This is a genomic window from Nitrospira sp. (assembly GCA_029194535.1).
Classification (GTDB): domain Bacteria; phylum Nitrospirota; class Nitrospiria; order Nitrospirales; family Nitrospiraceae; genus Nitrospira_C.
Genome location: JARFXR010000002.1, coordinates 65,018 through 87,062, shown reverse-complemented (window position 1 = coordinate 87,062; position 22,045 = coordinate 65,018). Strand labels below are relative to the sequence as shown.

Here is a 22,045-nt window from a genome sequence, read left to right as displayed (position 1 = left end):
GATCGTCAGTTGGCGAAGATGCCGAGGATGTCCTCTTCCTTCAGGATCAAACACTCCTCGTCCTCTATCCGGAGCTTGCTGCCCGAGTACTTGTCGAAGAGCACCTGGTCGCCGACCTTGACGTTTTCGACCTTCTTGCCCACGGCCTGCACCACACCCCGCTGCGGCTTTTCCTTGGCAGAATCCGGCACGTAAATCCCGCCGGCGGTCCGTTCCAATTCCTCGGTGTAGGTGATGAACACCCGATCACCCAGTGGCTGAAAACCCTTGGCAACGTCCTTCTTCTCTTTGTCCTTCGCTGCTGTGCTCATTGTGCAACACCCTCCTCGTGCTGATTAGTGAACCGGGTTGATAGAGTGACGATTGTGATACTGGTTCAAACTCGACGGCGTACAGGGGTACGTCTCAACGAGCAGAAGCCCTGATCCGTAAACTCGGGGGTTGAGATAGCCTCAGGTCAGTCCAAGTCAAGGGGGGATTCAGAATTTCTTTCCAGTCCGATGCTCATCGTCTAGGGGTATCATAACCCATTGACATTGCAATATACCAGGGTGATCTTTCGGCCGGGTGTCCGACAGCTGTCGGGCTGAGATCAGACTCGCAAGCGGTCGAAATCCTTGACGTCCTTCTTGATATAGTCACGAATACGTTTAATGATGCGCGCTTCCAGTTGCCTGGTCCGCTCCTTTGTGATGCCGTACTTCTCGCCCAGATCGTCGAGCGTGAGGGGAGTTTCGGAGAGGAGGCGATTGCGCAGAATATCCTCGTCCCGCTCATCCAGCGTCTTGATGAACTCCGTCAGCTTCGCGCGGAACAGCGTCTGCAATTGATGCTGGGCGAGTTGCTCATCGGGGCCGACTTGTTGAGATGGCAGGACATCGAGCAGGGTGGCGTCCTGCTCTTCGCCGATCGGCTGGTCGAGGGACAACTCCCAGTTGCCCAGACGTTGATCCATTTCAACCACGTCGCGTTCCCGTACGTTTAACCGGTCGGCGAGCAGTTTGGTGTCGGGTGCGAAGCCTTGCCGCTCGAGCTTCGACTTCTCCTTCTTCAGATTGTAGAAGAGCTTGCGTTGATCCTGCGTGGTTCCGATCTTCACGAGTCGATAGGTGTTGAGAAGGTAGCGCAGGATATAGGCTCGTGACCACCAGGCTGCATAGGCGTAGAAGCGCACGTTCTTCGATGGGTCGAATTTCTTGATCGCCTGCATCAGACCGACGTTGCCTTCCTGGATCAGATCCATATGGTCGGCGCCGGTGTGCAGGTACTCGGATGCGATGGCCACGGAGACCCGGAGGTTGGCCATGATGAGCTTGACCGCGGCCTCGCGATCGCCGTGTGTGTGATATTCGTCGAACAGCTGCAGCTCTTCTTCCTTGGTCAAGTAGGGGTGCCGGCGGACTTCGGCCAGATATTGCTGAAGCGCCGTAACCGGCACAACCGCCGTTGTATCGACGCCCGCCTGCGGTGCCGGTCTGTCGGCCGCCTCGACTACTGCGTTGGTGGCGCCCTCGGCAGAGTCTTCGTCGGCAGGCCCCAAAATTTCAGGCTCCAACGGGGTTTCGGCCGCGGATCTTGTTCGCCGTTTCATAACGGTCGAGACTATCACACTGTCCGATGGGTGACCAAGCGTGGAAGACGACCGGCGTCTCTCGCGCCCTCGCTCGCACTGGTGAAACCGTATTCCCCAGTTACAGGGGCTCCTCGCGGCTTGCCCGCTGCGGAGCGGAGCGCTGTTCCGCATTGTCGTCGGACTGAGCAGTGACTATTTAGGGGCCAAGACGACGACGGCTGTACGTGCTGGTTTGCTGATGCGCGACGATGTGGCCGCAGCAAATCGGATCGGCGTAGGTCCTTTTACCCGTTGACAGTCGGGGGCCAAAAAACCGATAAATGTTCGATGTTCAATGACAAATCGCTCGCTCATTGAACATTCAGCATGAAACAGTCAACATTGTCCGCTATGGCCGTTCCATTTGACACCATCGAAGAGGCGCTTCGAGACATCAGGAAAGGCCGGTTCGTCATCCTGGTGGACGACGAAGACCGAGAAAACGAAGGGGATTTGGTCATCGCGGCCGAGAAGGTGACGCCGCAAGCCATCAATTTCATGGCCAGATATGCGCGCGGGCTGATCTGTCTCGCCTTGCCGCCGGAACGGGTGGAAGAACTGCAGTTGCCTCAGCAAGCGGTCGAGAATACGGCCACGTTCGGCACCGCCTTCACCGTGTCCATCGACGCGCGCAAGGACATCACCACCGGCATTTCTGCGGCCGACAGAGCGACCACGATCCATGTGGCGATCGATCCCAAATCCAAGCCGACGGACCTCGCGCGGCCAGGCCACATCTTTCCGCTGAAAGCGCAGCAAGGAGGCGTGTTGAAGCGGGCGGGCCAGACGGAGGGATCGGTCGATCTAGCGAGGCTGGCCGGGCTGACTCCCGCCGGCGTGATCTGCGAAATCATGAACGAGGACGGCACGATGGCCCGCGTGCCGGAACTCACCAAGTTCGCTAAAGCGCACAAGCTCAAGATGGTGACGATCAAGGCCTTGATCGAGTACCGGATGCGCCGCGAGACATTCGTGAAGCGGGTGGCGAGCGCGCGGCTGCCCACGACGTTCGGCGAGTTCGAAGCGGTGGCGTTCGAGAACCAGGTCGACAACGTGACGCATATCGCTCTCGTCAAAGGACGGGTGGACATCGGTGAGCCGACGTTGGTGCGTGTCCACTCGGGTTGCCTGACCGCCGACGCGCTCGGGTCGTTGCGCTGTGACTGCCGCGACCAACTCCACAAGGCGATGGAAATTATTCAAAAGGAGGGCCGAGGCGTGCTCCTCTATCTCAATCAAGAGGGCCGCGGCATCGGCCTGCTCAATAAGATCAAGGCCTATGGACTTCAAGACCAGGGCAGCGACACGGTCGAAGCGAATTTGAAGCTGGGATTCAAGGCCGACCTGCGCGACTACGGGGTCGGCGCGCAAATATTGGTGAATCTCGGACTTCATCCGATCAAGCTCATCACGAACAACCCGCGCAAGATCGTCGGCATCGAAGGCTACGGTTTGAAAGTCGTGGAGCGTGTGCCGATCGAAATTCCCCCGCACGACGCCAATGTGAAATATCTGCGGACGAAGAAGAAGAAGTTGGGGCACATCCTCAAGAAGGTGTAGCGGCTCCTGAACATGACATGCAGCCGCTCACTCGCGCCGGACCAAATGTCCGCGGTGTCCACAAGGGTGCTTTGATATGAAGCTTCGTAAAGGGTCCCATAATGCGACGGGGCTGAAGTTCGGGGTCGTCGTCGCGAGGTTCAACAAGTTCGTGACCAGTAAACTGTTGTCGTCCTGTCTGGATGGTTTGATGAAACACGGGGTGGTGGAGCAGGACGTTGAGGTGGTGCGCGTACCCGGCGCGTTTGAGATTCCGCTCGTTGCGCGGACGCTCGCTGCGACCAAGCGATTCGACGCCGTGATCTGCCTGGGAGCCGTGATTCGCGGTGATACGCCGCATTTCGACTACATCAGCGGTGAGGCGAGCCGGGGAATCGGCCAGGCGGCGCTGGATGCGGACGTGCCCATCATTTTCGGGGTGTTGACGACCGACACGGTGGCGCAGGCGATCGAGCGGTCGGACCCGGCGAAATTCAATCGCGGTGGGGAGGCTGCCAAATCGGCGATCGAGATGGCGACGGTTATGCGGGCGCTGCGAGGCGGCGACCTGCCCTCCGAAGGAAACCCCAAGCACAACGGCGGCCGGCGGCCGGCGCGAAAGCGCTCCGTCTAGTCATGGGGTCCCGCCATCAATCCCGTGAACGGGCGCTCCAGATCCTGTTCCAATACGACATCCACGGCAGACCCGGCGTCTGGCTCGACGAGTTCTGGAACCAATGCGAAGCGACCGAAGACGTCAGGACTTTCGCGGAAGCATTGGTGCGCGGGGTGTTGGAGCATCAAGCCGAACTGGACGCCCTGCTCGGCCGCTACGCGACGAATTGGAAAGTCAGCCGAATGCAAGTCGTCGACCGCAATATTCTGCGTCTGGGAGTCTACGAACTACTATGGCGCGACGACGTGCCGGCGAAGGTGACGATGAATGAGGCGATCGAGCTGGCCAAAGATTTCGGCGACGACGAGGCGGCCAAGTTCGTGAACGGTGTCTTGGACAAGGTCCTGGCGAGCGAAGCGAAGTTGGAAGCGAAGCGAGCCGAAGCGGCTAAGAGCGTGAAGTAGAAGCTTCGTGTTTCGGGTTCGTGTTTCATAGCCGGAAGATTCCAGTCGCGCGATACGCGAGACTCGTAACCCGAAACTCATGATCGAGGCGAAATGATCGATCGCTACAGTCGTCCGAAGATGAAAGCCATCTGGGATCTCAAGCACAAGTACGAGATCTGGCTCGAAGTGGAATTGCAGGCCTGCGCCGCCTTCGAGCGCGCGGGCCAGGCGCCGCGCGGGACCGCCGCCAGGATCCGCCGGAAGGCCAGGATCCATGTGGGGCGCATCGCAGAAATCGAGCTGGTGACGAAGCACGATGTGATCGCGTTTCTGGAATCGTTGGCGGACGACGTTGGGTCGGAGCACCGGTTCCTGCACATGGGATTGACCTCCTCCGATATCGTGGATACGTCGCTCGCCGTGCAAATGACCGAGGCGCTCGATGTGATTCTCGACGGAGTGAAAGGGTTTATGGATGTCTTGAAACGGCAGGCCCTGCTCCATAAGCAGACCGTAATGGTCGGCCGGTCGCACGGCATCCATGGGGAGCCCATCTCGTTCGGTTTCAAGCTGGCCGTCTGGTACGAGGAGATCGGCCGGCATCTGGAGCGGCTGCGCCAGGTGCGCAGCACCATCGCGGTGGGAAAACTGTCCGGGGCGATGGGGACGTTTGCCCACCAGGGCCCGGAGATCGAAGCCTACGTCTGCTCGAAACTGGGACTCTCCGTCGATCCGGCCTCCAACCAGGTGGTCCAGCGGGACCGGCACGCGGCCTATGCCACAGCCCTGGCGTTGTTGGCGGCGACGATCGAAAAAATCGCGACGGAGATCCGTCATCTCCAGCGGACGGAAGTGCTGGAGGCTGAGGAATATTTTGCGCAGGGCCAGAAGGGATCGTCCGCGATGCCGCACAAGCGGAATCCCATCGTGTCGGAAAACCTATGCGGCCTCGCCCGCCTCGTTCGCGCGAACAGTCTGGCGGCGATGGAAAACGTCGCCTTGTGGCACGAGCGAGACATCAGCCACTCGTCCGTCGAACGGGTGATCATGCCGGACAGCACGATTCTGGTGGATTACATGCTGGCGAAGGTCGCCGATCTGATCGCCGGTCTGGTTGTGTATCCGGAGCGAATGAAGCGCAATCTGGAACTGACCGGAGGGCTGGTGTATTCGCAGCGCCTGCTGCTGGCGCTGGTCGCCAAAGGGGCTCAGCGCAAGGAATCGTATGAGGCGGTCCAACGCAATGCCATGGTGTCGTGGCAGGGCGCGGGAATGCTGCAGGATCTCGCCGCCAAAGATCCCTTCATCGCCCGATACCTGAAAAAGAGCGAGATTGCGGCCTGTTTCGATCCGCACTATTATCTGCGGCATCTCGACAAGATCTTTCGTCGCGTGTTCCGGGGGCACGGAGCGGGAAGGGCCGACCACACAAAGCGAGGAGGCAGATGATTCAATCACGATATGTCGGCTTGTGCGTCGTCGTCCTATGTGCCGTGCTGGGAGGTGCGATTTCGGCGTCTCATGCCGCCGCCGATCGCGACAAGTTGCTCAGTGAGCCCGGAGTCTATGGGACGTTTGCTGCGTTCGGCCTGACCGAGGAATGGGACAAGCAGGACGCGCCGACCAGGATCGCCCACCTGACCGCCCTGAAAGGCGTGGTCGAACAGCATCGCGAAAAGATTGCGATCGATCTGTATCTTCTGCGTGGACTGTCCGACTATGCGGATATCCTCTTTCGAGTCCATGCGACGGAACTCCGTGATTCGCAGAAGTTCCTGATCGATCTCCATGCCAGTCCCATGGGCCGGTATCTCAAAAAGGCCGGTATTCTGAACGGGATGAGCAAGAAGGCGATTTATGTCCCTGGGTTTCCGGACGAGATAAAGGCGGAGCTCAAGGTTGCCGATGAATCAGGCGCCTCGGCCTATGCGATTGTGATTCCGATCAGAAAAACCGCCGATTGGTGGGCGCTCGACCAGGAGAAACGCGCCGCCATGATGAAGGAGCACACCGTGGCGGCGTTGCCCTATCGCAAGGCCGTAAAGCGGAAGCTGTATCACTCCAGCGGGTTGGATGATCTGGACTTCATCACCTATTTCGAAACCTCGAAGTTGGAGGATTTTCACAACCTCATTCTGTCGTTGGAAAAGGTGAAAGAGTTTCAATATACGCGCCGATTCGGACATCCCACTCTGCTCGGAACAATGAAGTCCCTCGACGAAATCATCGAAACCTTGGCGCAGTGACGGCCCGACCGAGAGGCGACAGCATGAGTAGCGGCACCATGATCTACGAAGGCAAGGCGAAGAAGCTCTTCACGACGCCCGATCCCGACCAGGTCGTTCAATACTTCAAGGACGATGCGACGGCCTTCAACGCGCAAAAGCGCGGGACCATCGTCGAAAAAGGCATCATCAACAATAGAGTTTCCGAGCGGCTGTTCACGTTGCTGGAACAGAACGGAGTGCCGACGCATTTTGTTCGTCGCTTGAGCGACCGGGAGATGCTTACCAAGCGGGTGACGGTCGTGCCGATCGAGGTGGTCGTCCGGAACGTCGTGGCGGGCAGTCTGGCCAAGCGACTGGGACTGAAGGAAGGGGAACCGATCCAGCCTGCGATCGTCGAATGGTATTTCAAACAGGACGCGCTCGGCGATCCGTTGATCGCCGACGAGCACGTTCGCCTGCTCAAACTCGCCACGCCGGAGCAGCTGGCGGAGATCAAGAGGCTGGCGCTGAAAGTAGACAGCCTGCTGCAGCCGTTCTTTCTGGAACGCCGCATGATTCTCGTCGATTTCAAGCTGGAGTTTGGCTGGCACAAGGACAAGTTGATCCTTGCCGATGAGATCTCTCCCGACACCTGCCGGTTCTGGGATGCGACTACGAAGGAATCGATGGACAAGGATCGATTCAGGAAAGATTTGGGCAAGATCGAGGAGGCGTATCAGGAGGTGTTGAGGAGGGTATGCGGATGAGGTGCAGTGCCGATCAGGACGGGCTTTCGGGCTCCGGCACTGCGGCTCGACCGCACTAGCCCTTCCCGACGCTCGGCTGTGCAACTTGTTCCGTTCCGAGCCTGGCTCGAACGCAACTTCGAACAGTGCTCGCCGTCCGTTGTACGGACCGCGGCGGTTCAGGGAGTGCGGTGGCCCGAACCTCCGTGCAGGTCGCCCGGAAATCCCGGCCGATCCTCTCCCTTCGAGGGAGGAAGGCGGAGAAGAGAAGGAATGCTCAAGGGGTTTTTGAATTATGGGTTGGTGGCGGCGGTGTCGGTATGGGCCGCCGTGGTCGGTCTCATGGCCTATCGGCTCGACGATTCACCCTGGCGGTGGGCCTTCATTGCCCTGGCTTTCGGGGGGATCCTGACCATTGTCGCCATTTTCGGGATCAGACGATACATCGACGGCTTGAATAAGGCCGGGGAAGAGCGGGGGAGCCAATCGTGAAAGCAAGAGTTCATGTGACGTTGAAGCAGGGGATTCTCGATCCGCAAGGAAAGGCGATTGAACATGCGCTCCAATCGCTGGGCTTTCGGAGCGCGTCGAACGTCCGTGTCGGGAAGTATATGGAGTTGGACATCGAGGAGAAGGATAGGGCGAAGGCCGAGGTTGAGGTCAAGGCGATGTGCGAGCAGTTGCTGGCCAATACGGTCATTGAAGAATATCGGTACGAGTTGACGTGAGGAATTTAGAATCCTAGTGCGGGTCCTGCCGCTGGTTCCGCTCGTCCTCGCACCCCGCCCGGTGTAGGGACCCCGCTGCGGGCGAGCGGGAACCAGCGCCACCCGCGCAGGGAAGTTCGCTCAACTCTTAGGGGGGAGAGGAAGGAAGTGAAGATCGGGGTTGTAGTTTTTCCGGGGAGTAATTGCGATCACGATTGCCGCCATGTCCTCCAGGATGTGCTTGGCCAGTCGGTGACGATGGTTTGGCATAAAGATCCGTTGCCGGTCGGATTGGACGCGGTCGTGATTCCCGGAGGGTTCTCGTACGGCGACTATTTGCGCACCGGGGCGATCGCGCGGTTCTCGCCGGTCATGACGTCGGTCAAGGAGTTTGCCGCGAAGGGCGGGTTGGTTTTGGGGGTTTGCAACGGCTTCCAGATCCTGCTCGAAGCCGGATTGCTGCCCGGCGCCATGTTGCGGAATCGCGGGCTGCATTTCGTCTGCCGGGATGTCTTCGTGCGGGTCGAGAATGCGGCTACTCCCTTCACGAACGCATGCACTCCCGGCCAAGTGCTCAGGATTCCGATCGCGCATGCCGAGGGGAGCTATTATACGGATCCGGTGACGCTGGCGGCGTTGCAGGCGAATGCGCAGGTGATCTTCCGATATTGTGATCGAGACGGAAAAGTGACGCTGGACGCGAATCCCAACGGCTCCCTAGACAATATCGCCGGCATTCGCAACGCCGAAGGCAACGTCTTGGGCATGATGCCCCATCCCGAACGATGCGCGGAGGCTTTGTTGGGAAATGAAGACGGACGCGCGATCTTTGTGTCCATGTTGGAGGCGATGAAGAAAAGGCAGCCCAAGATGGTAGGGGTATGACGCGGGTCCTGTCACTGACCCAGCCCATTCGTCCTCGCTCCACCCATCCCCCAGTGGGTCCCTTCCGCTGCGGGCGAATGGGCGCCCGAGTCAGCGTCACCCGCGGTCAGAAATTGATAGCTAGCACATGGGTAGTTCCCATGAGGCAACGGTAGATGTCTCTTGTAGGCCTGTGGAGTAGATCAAGAAGCCAGCTTGAGAGTAAGCATGTCCAGCAGATCATTGGCATCGCTGGAACAGGAAAATTGTTAGATGGCGAGGATGCTTCCAAGGAGTTTCGAGAGTTTCTTTCTAGCGTTCCAAGCTCTCTCCTTTCGCGCTATGCGACAGAATGTTTAGCAGGCAAATTTGATGCAAACGGGTTGGCCCTACAAGATATTGTTAATCAGATTGGTCGCAGGCTCGGCTTTCATGTTGAAGATGGAAGATATCGAGGCAGCTCAGCGCAAATCGGTCACGATGGGCTTTGGAGATCGTCTTTCGGCAATGAAATTATAGTCGAAGTCAAGACTACAGATGCGTACCGAGTATCTCTCGATTCCGTTGCTGCATATAGAAAGCGCCTCGTCCAGGAAAAGCAGGTGCAAGAATCGAAATCATCAATTTTGATCGTAGTTGGTAGACAAGATACTGGCGATCTCGAAGCTCAGATTCGTGGCTCAAGGCATGCGTGGGATGTTCGCCTTGTTAGCGTAGACGCATTGGTTCGCCTAATGCTCTTAAAGGAGACGGTTGAAGATCCACGGATGCTCAAGAAAGTTGCAGATGTCCTTGTGCCACAAGAGTTTACTAAGATTGATGGAATTATAGATCTGGTCTTCTCTGCCGCTGAAGAGGTTAGGCATGATGCCGAGGAAACTGAATTAGGTGAGGAGCTTGCAAGCGGAAAGATCAAGAGGGCTCCACAATTCATTCCTTCTGATTTTCATGCTGCCTGTATAACCCGGATCGAGAAGAGTCTGAATCGTCCACTGGTTAAGCAGACTCGCGCAACCTATAGCTCACCTGATAAGTCCTTAGTAGTCGTTTGTGCCGTATCCAGGGCACATACGAGAGGAATGTATTGGTACGCCTTTCATCCTCACCAAAAGGAGAAACTTGAGGATGCAAAGGATGGGTATGTGCATATGGGTGCGGTTCAGACAAAATTGTTCTCCTTGTTCCATTCGAGGACTTCACCAAGTGGCTTGAAGGAATGTGGATCACGCAGTTGGAGGACAGATTCTATTGGCATGTCAGTATTCGGCAAGAAAACGGCGAACTTTTTCTCAGAAGAAAAAAAGGGATTCAGTGAGATCCATCTCACAAAGTACCTAATAAAGTGAAAACAATGCACATTTGGGTTATCTCGCCGAAGAAGCTGTGCCGGAACCAGTTGCTGGGTGAGCACCAGGAACTGCACGCAATTTGGTCTGTCCTACTCCAACGCAAGAAGGGCAATGCGCATCATCCGGAGACATTGAGGTGGAAGGGGAAGTTGAAGGCGCTCGATGGCCGGCATGAGGCGCTGATAAACGAGATGGCGGTTTCGGGGCTATCGGCATCGGAGTCCGTCGGTAAAGAGGGAAGCGACAGGCAGAGCCATGCACAGGGGGTTGTGGATCCACCACGGCAGCAAGTCAGTATGGTGAAGAACAAGCATTGTCACTGTGACGTCTAGGGAGTCATGAATATTTCGACCGTTCGCATCACCAAAGATCTCATTGCCCAGCATAATCTCACGGAGGACGAGTACAAGAAGATCGTCGACATCCTCGGTCGTGAGCCGAATCTCACGGAACTGGGCATGTTTTCCGTCATGTGGTCGGAGCATTGCTCCTACAAGAGCTCGCGCGTGCATTTGAAGAAGTTGCCGACTACGGGTCCCCGCGTCGTGCAAGGTCCAGGTGAAAACGCCGGCGCCGTCGACATCGGTGACGGCCTCTGCGTCGTCTTCAAGATGGAATCGCACAACCATCCCTCGTTCATCGAGCCCTATCAGGGAGCGGCGACCGGTGTGGGAGGGATCCTGCGCGACGTGTTTACGATGGGCGCCAGGCCGATCGCGCTGCTCGACTCGCTGCGTTTCGGAGAGCTGAACTCGGCCAAGAACCGTCATCTGATGAGAGGCGTGGTGGCCGGAATCGCCGGATACGGGAACTGTATGGGCGTGCCCACCGTCGGCGGGGAGGTGCGTTTCGACGACATCTATTCCATGAATCCGTTGGTAAACGTGTTCTGCCTCGGCATCGCGCACAAAGACAAGATCTTCAGGGGGACCGCGGCCGGCGTCGGAAACCCCGTGATCTACTTCGGCTCCAAAACCGGTCGCGACGGCATTCACGGCGCCACGATGGCGTCCGACTCGTTCGACGATCAGTCGGAGCAGAAGCGTCCCACCGTCCAGGTCGGTGATCCGTTTCAGGAAAAGCTGCTGTTGGAGGCCTGTCTCGAGCTGATGGCGGAGGATCTGCTGGTGGGGATCCAAGACATGGGGGCGGCCGGTTTGACGAGTTCCTCCTGTGAAATGGCGTCTCGGGCCGGCAACGGGATCGAACTCGACCTGACTCACGTTCCTCGGCGGGAACCGAACATGTCTCCCTATGAGTTGATGCTCTCCGAATCTCAGGAACGCATGCTGATGGTGGCGAAAGCCGGCAAGGAAGAGGACTGCATCAGGATCTGCAGAAAATGGGACCTTGACGTCGCGGTCGTCGGGCGAGTGACCGGCGACGGCATGCTACGGGTCAGGGATCAAGGACAGGTGGTGGCGGAGATTCCCGCTAAGGCGCTGGCGGACGAAGGGCCTCGCTATGAACGGCCCCATCAGCCGCCGGCCTATCAGGAGATGCTGGCCAACCTGAATTACGATGCGGTGCCGGACGTGAAGAATGCGAATGCCGCGTTGCTGGCGTTGTTGGAATCGCCGACGATCGCCAGCAAGCGGTGGGTCTACCAACAGTACGACCATATGGTGCGGACGAACACGACGGTTCGCCCCGGCTCGAACGCCGCCGTGGTTCGGATTAAGGGGACCAACAAAGCCGTGGCGATGACCGTGGACTGCAACGGGCGTTATTGCCTGCTCCATCCCTATGAAGGAGCTAGGTTGGCGGTCGCGGAGGCGGCGCGCAATCTCGTCTGCGCGGGCGCGGAGCCGATCGGACTGACGGACTGTCTGAACTTCGGCAACCCCGAGCGGCCGGATATCATGTGGCAATTCGTGCTGGCGATCGAGGGCCTCAAGGACGCCTGCGAGTCCCTCCAGATCCCCATCGTGAGCGGCAATGTGAGTTTCTACAATGAGACGAACGGGCTCTCCATTTATCCGACGCCCATGCTGGGCATGGTGGGGTTGATCGAGGAGGCCGACTGCTCCATGACCCAGTGGTTCAAGCAGGAGGGCGACGACATTCTTCTGCTTGGCTCGTCGAGGGACGATCTCGGCGGATCGGAGTATCTGAAGATCGTGCACTCGCGCGAGCAGGGCTCGCCGCCCTTTTTGAACATGGAGACCGAACAACGGCTGCAGGACTGTGTCTTGAGTCTGATCCGTTCGGGCCTGGTGCAGTCGGCTCATGATTGTTCCGACGGCGGCCTCGCGGTCGCGCTGGGCGAGTGCTGCATCTCCGCCGAAGACCGGAGGCTCGGGGCTGTGGTAACATTACCGGTCGGGCGGTTGAGGCGCGATGCGGTGCTGTTTGGAGAAAGCCAGTCGAGAGTCGTGCTGTCGGCCAAAGCAGGAACTCGGGAGGCCGTCCTGGAGCAGGCGCGGCAGCGCGGCGTGCCGGCCGAAGTCATCGGAACCGTCGGCGGCGGACGCCTCGTGGCCTACTTGAGAGACGCGCATTCCACGACCAAAACGATCGATGTGGAGGTTTCCGCGTTGTACGACTCGTGGGCGAACTCCTTGGCACGGACGTTGGCGCAGGAATAGTCGAGATCCGAACCGACGGCATTCATCATGATGAAAGACCTTCCATTGGTCCCGTCCGATAAATTCCACGACGAATGCGCCGTATTCGGCGTCTATGGCCATGAGGAAGCCGCCAATCTCACCTATCTCGGCCTCTACGCGCTCCAGCATCGCGGACAGGAAGCCTCCGGCATCGTCTCAGGGGACGGCGACCAGTTCTTTGTGCAAAAGGGGATGGGGCTGGTCGCCGACATTTACAACAAGTCGATCCTCGAAGCGTTGTCGGGGCACATGGCCATCGGACATAACCGATATTCGACCGCCGGAGGACAAGATCTGAAGAACGTGCAACCGCTGATCGTAAACTTCGCGTTTGGAAATCTGGCGCTGGCGCACAATGGGAATTTGATCAACGCCCAAGTCCTGCGGCATGAACTCGAAGCGTACGGCGCGATTTTCCAATCGACCTCCGACAGCGAGGTCATCATCCATCTGATTGCCCATTCGCGGGCCAGCACCTTTCTCGCGCGCGTGATCGATGCCTTGAGCCAGATCCGCGGCGCCTTTTCCGTCGTGCTGATGACGGACAACGGTCTGATCGCTGCGCGAGACCCGCACGGGTTGCGGCCGCTGTGCATCGGGAGGCTCAGGAGCAGCTGGGTCGTGGCGTCGGAGACCTGCGCCTTTGACTTACTCGATGCGGAATACGTCAGAGAAGTCGAGCCGGGCGAACTGGTGGTGCTCAATGATCAGGGTTTGGAGAGCCATCACCCCTTCACCCATGTGGATCCGGCCATGTGCGTCTTCGAGTACGTGTATTTTGCCAGGCCGGACAGCAGAATCTACGGGGCCAATGCGGTCTATGGCACCAGAAAGGCGCTGGGCCGGCAACTGGCTCAGGAGTCCTGGGTGCCGGCCGACATCGTGATTCCAGTGCCGGATTCCGGCGTGCCGGCCGCCTTGGGATATGCCGAAGGCGGGGGTATCCGGTTTGAGACAGGGCTGATCCGAAACCACTACGTCGGCCGGACATTCATCGAGCCGGAACAGTCCATCCGGCATTTCGGCGTGAAAGTGAAGTTGAACGCCGTGCCGGAAGTTCTGGCGGGCAAGCGCGTCGTGGTCGTCGATGATTCGCTCGTGCGGGGCACGACCAGCCGCAAGATCGTGAAAATGATCCGTCAGGCCGGCGCGAAGGAAGTCCACGTGCGAATCAGCTCACCGCCGATCATTTCGCCCTGCTTTTACGGCATTGATACGCCGACCAAGAAAGAACTGATCGCCTCGAGCCACTCGATCGAGGAAATCAGAAAATACATTACGGCCGATAGCCTCGCGTATCTGAGCTTGGAGGGCATGTTGAAGTCCGCTCCCGGGTCGCCCACCCAATACTGCAGCGCCTGCTTCACGGAAAAGTATCCGATCTCCTTCACCAGAGCCGAGGAGCTGCAACTCGGACTGTTCGAGCCATCCCCGTGACGGCCGCTGTCGGCTGCTTCTCGCAGCCGGTTCCGATCCCCGAGCCCACCTTTGCTTCGTCATAGGGTAACAGTGCGCGAGAGATGCTCTCGAGCGGTCCGTATGTCGTCAGCGCAGGGCGCGAACGCTGGATTTCCCTCTCCGTCCTGCTACACTGAGTCGATCATGATTCGGCTGCTGTCGAAATACCGGACCATAGCCGGCGTGGGGCTCCTCCTGTGTACTGTGCGGCTCCTGCTGAGGTGGAGAAGTCTGCCCCAAGTCCTGGACCTGCTGAACCGCGGGGCGGAGGCCGGCTGTCGCGACATCTCCACGTTGGAACTCCGCATCTATTATGTGGATCGCTGGCTCGAACGGTTTCCCTACAATACCAAAGGCAACTGTTTCCCCCGGGCGTTGGCCCTCTACTGGTTGACCAGGCGGGCCGGCCGCCCCGTCCGCTTTTGTTGTGGGATCAGGAGGGAAGGCTCGAATCTCGATGGCCATGCATGGCTCACACTTGATCAGGAACCGTTTCACGAGCTGAGCGAACAATGGCGCCAGTACACGGTGACCTTCTCGTATCCCGAGCTTGCGGCGGGACAGGACGAGACGAAGAAACGGCCTTCGCCTGAAGGCTCTGCACGCGTGGCATGACTTCCGTATCTCCGCGCCGTTGAGGCTCGACCCGCAATCCGTCACCCCGCCGTCTTTTCAATCAGTCCAGCCGAACATCCCGTTTCCAGATGTTTCCAGTTTTCGCGAAGAAGTTCGTCCAGACGGTCCGATCCATCACTCCACGCAGTAGTACTGACCTGCCAAAGTAGGGCTCTATCCCAGCTTCCAGGGAGCTAGGAAGAATCCGGTTACTGACCTACTCTGCTCAAAAGTCGGCGAGACCTTGCGGGTTATCTGCGACCGGCCTGAAGCTGATCCGGTCCGATGGGAGGAGCGCTCGAACGTGGTGCTGGTGCTGGCCGATACGACCGACCCCTGGGCGTCACTCGTACATGCGGAGCTGGGCCGGCGTGGACTGGACGTGCTCCTGATTCCCCGGGCCGAACTCCTGGACAGGATCCGGCTGAATTGGTCGATCATGGCCGGCTCTCCCACCATGACGGGCGCACTGGTCATCGACGACCGATCTATCGAGTGCAGCACCCTTCGCGGAGTGTTCGTCCAGTGGGTCCTCCCGTTGCCGCTGGTCCTCGACGAGCTCGCCGCTCACGACCGCGAGTACGTTCTCCGTGAAACCACGGCGACGTGGATCGCGTTCTTGAACAGCATTCCCTGCACCGTGGTCAACCGACCGATACCGGGGGGACGTCCTGCTCTGCTCGGGGGGAGCGCGGCGCTTTCACGGATCGCGCGGGCCTATGGGTTTGATCTCCCGGTCGCCCGTTATACTTCCAGCCAGGCCGATGCCGTTCGGCAATTCTCGGCTTGGGGAGAACGGGCGTACCTCAAGCCGTTGGGATCAGTGGAGCCGGGACTCGTTCTCTGTCGGTGGAACGGGATCGAGCAAATTCGTCACATGATGGAGCGCCACGCTGTTTCGCTCCAGGCCGTACCGCAGGGTCAACGAATGACCGTCTATGTCGTGGGAGAGGACGCAGCGGCAACCATCCTCCACGCCGACGAAGAAGTGTTCTTGCAGGGCGCCGACCTGCCGGCGCTTCCGACCGGGCAGTGTGTGGATCTGGTCCGCGCGTTGGGTTTGACCTTCGCCGAGTGCCAAGTGGTCGTCACTCCTGACGGAGGGAGCTACTGTCTTGATGTAAACGGCCCCCCCAACTATTGGCGCTGTACCCGAGCGGTGCAGCGTCGACTCGTGCGGCGTCTCGCCGATTATTTGTCTGAACCGAGGAGTCCGGCTTTTTATGATTCTGCTCGTGGGGCCGATGGCGGACCCGGTGTTGGCCAACATCTGTGCCAGACTGGCAGTCCGGAACGCTGAATTGATGCTCGTCCATCCGGATTCCGACGGCGGAATCTGGAATCTGTCGTGGTCGATTGAAGACGGCCGCGCCTTGGACCGGATCAGCCTGGGAAACCGGATTCTTCACGCGGAGGAGATCGACTCGGTCTATCTTCGCGCGATGACCAGTCGTGGTACGTCGACGCCGGCCACGTACATGGCCGTCACCTCCCTGTGGGAATTCACGGAGAGTCTGCCCGTTCTCGTCGTGAACCGAAGACAGGCATCACATACGAATATGTCGAAGCCTTATCAGCTGCAGCTGATCGAGCGGTATGGGTTTCGGGTCCCCAACACCCTGGTGACGATGGTGCCGGAAGCAGCTCGTGCCTTTTACGAGGAGTGTCGAGGCCGCGTCATCTACAAATCGATCAGTGGGGAGCGGTCGATCGTGAAGCGGCTGACCCGGGACGATTTTGCGCGTCTCGATCTGATCCGAGATTGTCCCACACAGTTTCAGGAAATGATTCCCGGCACGGACCTGCGCGTGCACACGGTCGGGGAACGACTCTTCGCCACCGAGGTGATTGCCGATGCTGTGGATTACCGGTATGCAGAAGCGGGGTGCGACCGTCGCAGCATGCGGGCCGTCGAGTTGCCTCCGGCGATCCAGTCAATGTGTCTGGATCTCGTGAAGGGGATCGGCCTGAGTCTGAGCGGGATCGATCTTCGCCGTACACCGGACGGCGCCTATTACTGCTTCGAAGTGAACACGAGTCCGGCATTTACGCTGTTCGAAAATCATACCGGACAGCGGATGGGTGATGCCTTGGCCGATCTACTCTGCGCGGGAACCACGCGCGGCACGACGTGAAGAGTCGGGCAGACGCTCCACGGAGAGGCGAAAAAGGAAACGGAACGCGCTGATCATGGGATGTGCGCGAGGGGGAAAAGGAGGAACGTCGATCATGAGCAGACAACCGTTCATTACTGCCGATTTGAGACCGAACGTGGAGGGGGGGGAAGCGGAGTGGCCTGCGGTCGACGCATCCGCCGGAACGGAACAGCTGGCGGAAGCCGCCCGCAGCCTGCTGAGTCAGGAGGAGCAGAGGCAAATCGAACGCGGGAACCAACAGAAGCGCCAGGAATTGATGGCGGCGGTTCCGCGGCTCAGTACTAATGTGCAGGGCACGACCTTGGATGGGGAGACCGTGCTGCTGGATTTTACCAGCGGACGGTACTACACGCTCAATCGCGTGGGGTCCGCCGTGTGGGAGCGGTGTACGGGAAACGAATCCCTGCACGACATTCATACGGCGCTGTGCGCCAGATACAACGCTTCACCCGAGCGCATCGCCGACGATCTGCTGGCTCTCGTCACCCAACTGGGTCACGAGGGACTCTTAACACTGGAAAGGAGGTGAAGACGAATGGACGTTCATCAGAAGGAATCCTATACGGAGCCTGTGCTGACGATTCACGCATTGCTGCGCGACATCACCGGTAACAAGTATCGGGAGAAGTTCAGCGATAAGGTCAATGACAATTAATTCACTTAATTGCCTCTAGACCTTGGATTCGACGGCTGGCCGATCGCTGAAGATCGGCCAGCCACTGGTAGTGCCGGCATGTGCGACAAGAAGAGGTATGAGATGTTTGCAGCGAACCAGGCTCACGACTACGTGTTCACCTTCCACGGGATCGAACTGCACTATCACGCATCGTCCATCACGTTGGCCGCGCCAGTTCTGGCGTTTCTTCGGCATTATCGGGCCGAGTCGGCCCCAGGAAACACGGTCCTGACGGTTCGCTTCGAAGAGGTCGGCACAAGGGCGGATATTCCGTATCGACCCTCGAAGACGATCACGACATTGTTTTCCGGGACCAGGCCGTCGATGGGGGACTCGCTACGGTCCATCTGGCGTTGTGATGTGATTCAGGACAGGGACCGGCTGGTCGCAGACTTTCACGATCAAGGACTGCTCGTGATCGACGGAGCCCTGGGAACGGCCGATGGCTATTTTATCAATCCGGAGGCGATGCACGCGGATGTCTGCACGAGTTTCTTTCATTTCGCGCTCACGGAGCTGCTCAAGCGGCGGGGGTTGTTCACGGTCCATGCGACCGCTCTGGAGTATCAGGGCCGTGGCGTACTGATTCCGGGCTACAGCGGCCAAGGAAAGACCACGGCGTTTCTGTCCCTGCTTCGTTCGGGGTTCCGGTATCTGTCCGATGACTATCCCCTCCTCCGTGATCTCGGCGGTCACATGGAGATCCTGGCCTTCCCGATGAAGATCGACGTCACCGACCATAGCGTGGAATTCTTTCCGGAGATCAGAACCGCGCCGGCCGGGCTGTTGCAACAGGGGATCTGCAAGAAGTTTTTCTACGCCGAAGATCTCTACGCTGATTCCGTGGGGTCGTCCTGCGTACCTGCCATCATCATGTTTCCGCACGTGGTCGATATGCCGCACAGCTGCCTGGAACCCTTGGCGAAGAGCCGGGCGCTGGAAGCGCTTATGCCGCAGGGAATGTTGGTCTACGACCAGGCGGTGGCGCGGCGTGAGTTCCACGCGTTATCGAAACTGGTCCAGCAGTCGGACAGCTACCGCCTGCATTTCGGGCGCGACATTCTGGACTTGCCCCAGTTGATCAAACCGCTTCTGGAACTGCGTAAGAGCGCTTGAGCGTCGATGGCGATTGAAGCGATCACATGGTTCGTCGAGCGGGCGACGGAGTACGGGTTGGGAGCGGTGTCCTCGTGGTCGAACGTGCTCGCGGCAGTCTCACAGATTCCGACGGTGTTCCTGGATCTGTCGCACCCTCTTGCTTGGCCGTATCTCGTGTCCAGCCTGGTGATCGCCTGGATGCTGTTCGCGGCGGTCAAGCGCCACGGAACAGCAGGGGACCGATCGTTCGGCGAGTTTGCGTTTCCCGCGCAGCTGTATCAGCACCCCTCGACGAGGCTCGATTGGCAATTCGGAGTCTGCGATCTGGTGCTTCAGTTCTTGCTGTACATGCCGATCATGACCGGCATCGGGCTGCTCGGAGCGAAAGCGATGACGGCGCTTGTGGTCGGGGGTTGGGGATGGAAGCCGCCGAGCGTGCTCTCTCCAGCGGGGATCGTGGCGGCGGCAGCCGGATTTTTCGTGCTGCACGACTTTATCAATTACTGGACTCACGTGCTGTTCCACCGCATTCCGCTGCTGTGGATGTTTCATCGGGTCCATCATTCCGCAGAGGTGCTGACGCCGGTCACGGCGTTTCGGGTGCATCCGGTCGAGATTCTCACCTTCGCGGCCGTTCAAGCGCCCGTCGTGGGGATGACCGCGGTCTTTTACCAGAACCTCCTGGGGGAGGATCAGCGGATTACCATGGTGTTCGGCGTCAGTATATTCACGTTTCTCTCCGGCATCTTGGGGTCCCACTTACGGCATTCCCACCTCTGGTTTTCCTACGGACCGGTCCTGAATCGAGTATTCATGAGCCCGGCGCACCATCAGATTCATCACAGCGCGGCGGCGCATCATTGGAACAAGAACTTTGCGGTGAAGCTGGCCGTCTGGGATGCGCTGTTTGGGACGTTATACATACCCGGGAAGCGGGAGACGTTGGACGTGGGGCTTCCTAGTTCCGACCGTCACGAATTCACTTCTGTGTCCCGACTCTATCTGTTGCCGTTCGTGAGGGCGTTTCAGACCCCGGCGCGCTTGGAAAACAGGAGGGGATGATGCAGGAACCGTCTGATCAGTTAGAAACCCCGCTCGCTTCGATCTCCGGATTGAAGAGGGCGGCGGCATCGTCCCGGTTTTCCGAGGCGAGATTCATCCTGCTGTGTGCCCGCGCGTCGCTAAGCGACCCGGTTCGACAGCGTGTGAGAGAAACGGACTTGGAGTCGCTCAATTGGACGTTGGTGCTCGACCTCGCCCGGTTTCATGGGGTCGGTCCGCTGCTGTGGCGGTCGATCACCGCGACCTGCGCGGACCTAGTTCCTCCCGCGACGTTGACGGCGCTTCGCCGGGTGACGCAGGCCGGGATGTTGCTGAACGGAGCCTTGGCCCGCGAGACGGTCCGGATCAGCCGCGCATTCGAACAGAGGGGCCTGCCGGCCATCCCGTTCAAGGGCGCCACTCTCGCCGCGATGGCATATGAAAACGCGAATCTTCGAGATTTCGACGATCTGGATTTCATCGTGCCGCAAGCTCGCTTGGCCGAGGCGCAGAAGATCTTGTCGGCTCATGGATACCGGGCCCTGCGTCAGTCCCGTGAGTCATTTCAGGCCGCGCACTACGATGAACCATATCATCTCTACGTGCACGAGACGAGTCGTCTGCTGGTGGATCTGCAATGGGTTATGGCCCACGAGCAATTCTCTTTCCGGCTGGATCGATCCGACATTTGGGAGCGGCAGGTTTCCCTGTCTGTCGACGGCGGACGGCTCAGCACCATCGCCCCCGAGGAACTCCTGATCATTTTGTGCGTGCACGGCTCGAAACACGCGTGGGAGAGACTGAAATGGATCGTGGACGTGGCCGCCTTGATTCGGACGCGAACATTGGACTGGGATCGGGTATGGTCAGCAGCGAAGGGATGGAAGTGCCGGCGCATGTTGCTGCTCGGATTGAGACTGGCGCAGCAGACGATGAATACCGCGCTGCCTCCAGCCCTGTGGGCGGCAGTCCGGGCCGACCCAGACGTACTGGGCCTGGCGGCGCGCATGCCGAAAAGCCTGCTCTTCCAGCCGGAGGACGGAATCGACGAGCACGATGGGCCGGCATTGTATTATGCGCTGAAAGATACTAGGCTGGAGCAGTGGCGCTACGCGCTCGCCCTCTGCCGCGACGATCATCGCGTGGTCCATGACCCACCTGAATGGTTCCGCCAGCGCCGATTTCTGCAGCGGTTGGCGCGGACGGTGCAACCTCTCCGGTCATGGACCGCCAGATTGCCCCTGGCCAAACAGGCTCGTCGAGGGATGGCCCGCCTAGCGGGCCGTTCTCGAACCGCTGATCTTCAGTGCTGATCCTCCGTGCGTCTCCGTACGTTGCTCCCCAAAAAAACCGCGTGGTAGGATAGCCGCACAAGAAGGCCTGAGTGCTCGGTGCTGAGTCCTGGGCAAGGCTGTCCTGCTCAGAACTCAACTCGAAGCACTGTTCAAGAAAGGGAGGCATTATGAAACGTTCCATCCTTATCGCAGCAGCCGCTCTGGCGGCTCCGATGGTGGTTTCCTACGCAGTCTTGGCGGCGGGATTCTTCAAGGTGGGCGAGAAAGCGCCGGACTTTACGCTGAATGCCTTGACCGGCGACACGGTGGGCCTTGCGTCGCAAAAGGGAAAGGTCGTGGTCCTGGGGTTGTTCCATATCTGTGATCCCTGCATGATGCAGGGCACCAATCTTCAGAGAGTGTACGAATCGACCCACGGGAAGAATGTGGCGGTGATCGGCGTGAATTCCTCCGGCAACTCAAAGAAGGATGTCGGGGAGTTTCTTTCGGCGTTTCCCGTCAAGGTCACCTATCCATATCTGCTGGATCCCGGAAAAGTGACGGACAAGCTCTACGGAGGGGGAAAGTTCATCCCTAACGTGTACGTCATCGACCAAGACGGAGTGATTCGCTGGCAGCGCGTCGGGAACATGGACCTGGCCGGTGCCGACGTGATAGTGGCCGAGGTCGAAAAACTATTGGCCGGGTCCGGGCACAAGATGTAACGACACGGCCGACGGGAGGCGGGATGCTCTATGGACGAGATTGAAGCCGGGAAGCAGAAGTTTCTGGAGGTGGTCAAGGGCATTGATCCCGCCGTGCAGGTGGTCATACCCGTCTCGCCCTCCAATAGCATGTTTCTGATTTCCCTCACGAAGGGGTCGAACCGGAAGTTCATCACGCTGCCCGAGGACGACATCATCGATCTACCGAGCGACCCGAGCATTGAAACCAAAGTCACGAAGGTCCTGAAGGACGCGGTTGCGGCGCTGTGAGCCGTTGAGACGGGTCCTTTCCGTCTGATGCGCGCGA

Annotated in this window: 24 protein-coding genes; 22 read left to right on the top strand and 2 right to left on the bottom strand. The window is 59.0% G+C overall.

The window, feature by feature from the left end; genetic code table 11:
• Nucleotides 1–5 precede the first annotated feature (5 nt).
• Both P0111_11835 and P0111_11830 read right to left on the bottom strand, forming a co-directional pair.
• Nucleotides 6–311: a co-chaperone GroES gene (locus P0111_11835; protein ID MDF0644717.1), complete on the bottom strand. Its 306-nt coding sequence runs from the start codon at nt 309–311 to the stop codon at nt 6–8.
• Nucleotides 312–592: 281 nt separating this feature from the next.
• Entirely contained in the window at nt 593–1,591 is a 999-nt protein-coding gene (locus P0111_11830) for an RNA polymerase factor sigma-32 (GenBank protein MDF0644716.1), read from the bottom strand.
• Nucleotides 1,592–1,939: 348 nt separating this feature from the next.
• Between P0111_11830 and P0111_11825 the strand changes: the two genes are divergently transcribed.
• The 22 genes from P0111_11825 to P0111_11720 all read left to right on the top strand — a co-directional run bounded on the left by P0111_11825 (nt 1,940) and on the right by P0111_11720 (nt 22,008).
• A complete protein-coding gene (locus P0111_11825) occupies nt 1,940–3,172 on the top strand; it encodes a bifunctional 3,4-dihydroxy-2-butanone-4-phosphate synthase/GTP cyclohydrolase II (protein ID MDF0644715.1) in 1,233 nt (410 codons plus the stop codon).
• Nucleotides 3,173–3,248: 76 nt separating this feature from the next.
• Nucleotides 3,249–3,785 (top strand): 6,7-dimethyl-8-ribityllumazine synthase, encoded by a 537-nt coding sequence (ribH, locus tag P0111_11820; GenBank protein MDF0644714.1) that lies wholly within the window; start codon nt 3,249–3,251, stop codon nt 3,783–3,785.
• 2 nt (nt 3,786–3,787) lie between these two features.
• The gene (gene nusB, locus P0111_11815) at nt 3,788–4,231 is read left to right on the top strand and encodes a transcription antitermination factor NusB (GenBank protein MDF0644713.1); all 444 of its coding nucleotides are present in this window, start codon (nt 3,788–3,790) and stop codon (nt 4,229–4,231) included.
• 93 nt (nt 4,232–4,324) lie between these two features.
• Entirely contained in the window at nt 4,325–5,662 is a 1,338-nt protein-coding gene (gene purB, locus P0111_11810; GenBank protein MDF0644712.1) for an adenylosuccinate lyase, read from the top strand.
• Nucleotides 5,659–6,459, top strand: coding sequence for a chlorite dismutase family protein (locus P0111_11805; protein ID MDF0644711.1), 801 nt, complete (start codon nt 5,659–5,661; stop codon nt 6,457–6,459). The genes purB and P0111_11805 overlap by 4 nt, the downstream gene beginning before the upstream one ends.
• A 23-nt stretch (nt 6,460–6,482) precedes the next feature.
• Complete coding sequence (locus tag P0111_11800; protein ID MDF0644710.1) at nt 6,483–7,187, top strand: phosphoribosylaminoimidazolesuccinocarboxamide synthase; 705 nt, start codon at nt 6,483–6,485, stop codon at nt 7,185–7,187.
• A 252-nt stretch (nt 7,188–7,439) separates the two neighbouring features.
• The gene (locus P0111_11795; protein ID MDF0644709.1) at nt 7,440–7,658 is read left to right on the top strand and encodes a hypothetical protein; all 219 of its coding nucleotides are present in this window, start codon (nt 7,440–7,442) and stop codon (nt 7,656–7,658) included.
• Nucleotides 7,655–7,894, top strand: coding sequence for a phosphoribosylformylglycinamidine synthase subunit PurS (gene purS, locus P0111_11790; protein MDF0644708.1), 240 nt, complete (start codon nt 7,655–7,657; stop codon nt 7,892–7,894). The genes P0111_11795 and purS overlap by 4 nt, the downstream gene beginning before the upstream one ends.
• A gap of 147 nt (nt 7,895–8,041) precedes the next feature.
• Nucleotides 8,042–8,758 carry a phosphoribosylformylglycinamidine synthase subunit PurQ gene (gene purQ, locus P0111_11785; GenBank protein MDF0644707.1) on the top strand — a complete coding sequence of 239 codons (717 nt, stop codon included), beginning with the start codon at nt 8,042–8,044 and terminating at the stop codon, nt 8,756–8,758.
• A 155-nt stretch (nt 8,759–8,913) separates the two neighbouring features.
• Entirely contained in the window at nt 8,914–10,083 is a 1,170-nt protein-coding gene (locus P0111_11780; GenBank protein MDF0644706.1) for a hypothetical protein, read from the top strand.
• Nucleotides 10,084–10,088: 5 nt separating this feature from the next.
• Complete coding sequence (locus P0111_11775) at nt 10,089–10,418, top strand: pyrimidine dimer DNA glycosylase/endonuclease V (protein ID MDF0644705.1); 330 nt, start codon at nt 10,089–10,091, stop codon at nt 10,416–10,418.
• 6 nt (nt 10,419–10,424) lie between these two features.
• Nucleotides 10,425–12,674 (top strand): phosphoribosylformylglycinamidine synthase subunit PurL, encoded by a 2,250-nt coding sequence (purL, locus tag P0111_11770; GenBank protein ID MDF0644704.1) that lies wholly within the window; start codon nt 10,425–10,427, stop codon nt 12,672–12,674.
• A 27-nt stretch (nt 12,675–12,701) separates the two neighbouring features.
• Nucleotides 12,702–14,132, top strand: coding sequence for an amidophosphoribosyltransferase (purF, locus tag P0111_11765; protein MDF0644703.1), 1,431 nt, complete (start codon nt 12,702–12,704; stop codon nt 14,130–14,132).
• A gap of 165 nt (nt 14,133–14,297) precedes the next feature.
• A complete protein-coding gene (locus P0111_11760; protein MDF0644702.1) occupies nt 14,298–14,768 on the top strand; it encodes a lasso peptide biosynthesis B2 protein in 471 nt (156 codons plus the stop codon).
• 304 nt (nt 14,769–15,072) lie between these two features.
• A complete protein-coding gene (locus tag P0111_11755; protein MDF0644701.1) occupies nt 15,073–16,068 on the top strand; it encodes a hypothetical protein in 996 nt (331 codons plus the stop codon).
• Entirely contained in the window at nt 15,992–16,903 is a 912-nt protein-coding gene (locus tag P0111_11750) for a hypothetical protein (GenBank protein ID MDF0644700.1), read from the top strand. Before P0111_11755 ends, P0111_11750 begins: the two co-directional genes overlap by 77 nt.
• Before the next feature lie 94 nt (nt 16,904–16,997).
• Nucleotides 16,998–17,453 carry a PqqD family protein gene (locus P0111_11745; GenBank protein MDF0644699.1) on the top strand — a complete coding sequence of 152 codons (456 nt, stop codon included), beginning with the start codon at nt 16,998–17,000 and terminating at the stop codon, nt 17,451–17,453.
• A gap of 228 nt (nt 17,454–17,681) precedes the next feature.
• The gene (locus P0111_11740; protein MDF0644698.1) at nt 17,682–18,716 is read left to right on the top strand and encodes a hypothetical protein; all 1,035 of its coding nucleotides are present in this window, start codon (nt 17,682–17,684) and stop codon (nt 18,714–18,716) included.
• Between the two features lie 6 nt (nt 18,717–18,722).
• Nucleotides 18,723–19,760 (top strand): sterol desaturase family protein, encoded by a 1,038-nt coding sequence (locus tag P0111_11735; protein ID MDF0644697.1) that lies wholly within the window; start codon nt 18,723–18,725, stop codon nt 19,758–19,760.
• On the top strand, nt 19,757–21,052 hold the full coding sequence (locus tag P0111_11730) for a nucleotidyltransferase family protein (GenBank protein MDF0644696.1): 1,296 nt from the start codon (nt 19,757–19,759) through the stop codon (nt 21,050–21,052). Before P0111_11735 ends, P0111_11730 begins: the two co-directional genes overlap by 4 nt.
• Before the next feature lie 149 nt (nt 21,053–21,201).
• Nucleotides 21,202–21,738 (top strand): TlpA disulfide reductase family protein, encoded by a 537-nt coding sequence (locus P0111_11725; protein ID MDF0644695.1) that lies wholly within the window; start codon nt 21,202–21,204, stop codon nt 21,736–21,738.
• A gap of 30 nt (nt 21,739–21,768) precedes the next feature.
• The gene (locus tag P0111_11720) at nt 21,769–22,008 is read left to right on the top strand and encodes a hypothetical protein (GenBank protein MDF0644694.1); all 240 of its coding nucleotides are present in this window, start codon (nt 21,769–21,771) and stop codon (nt 22,006–22,008) included.
• Nucleotides 22,009–22,045: the final 37 nt, after the last annotated feature.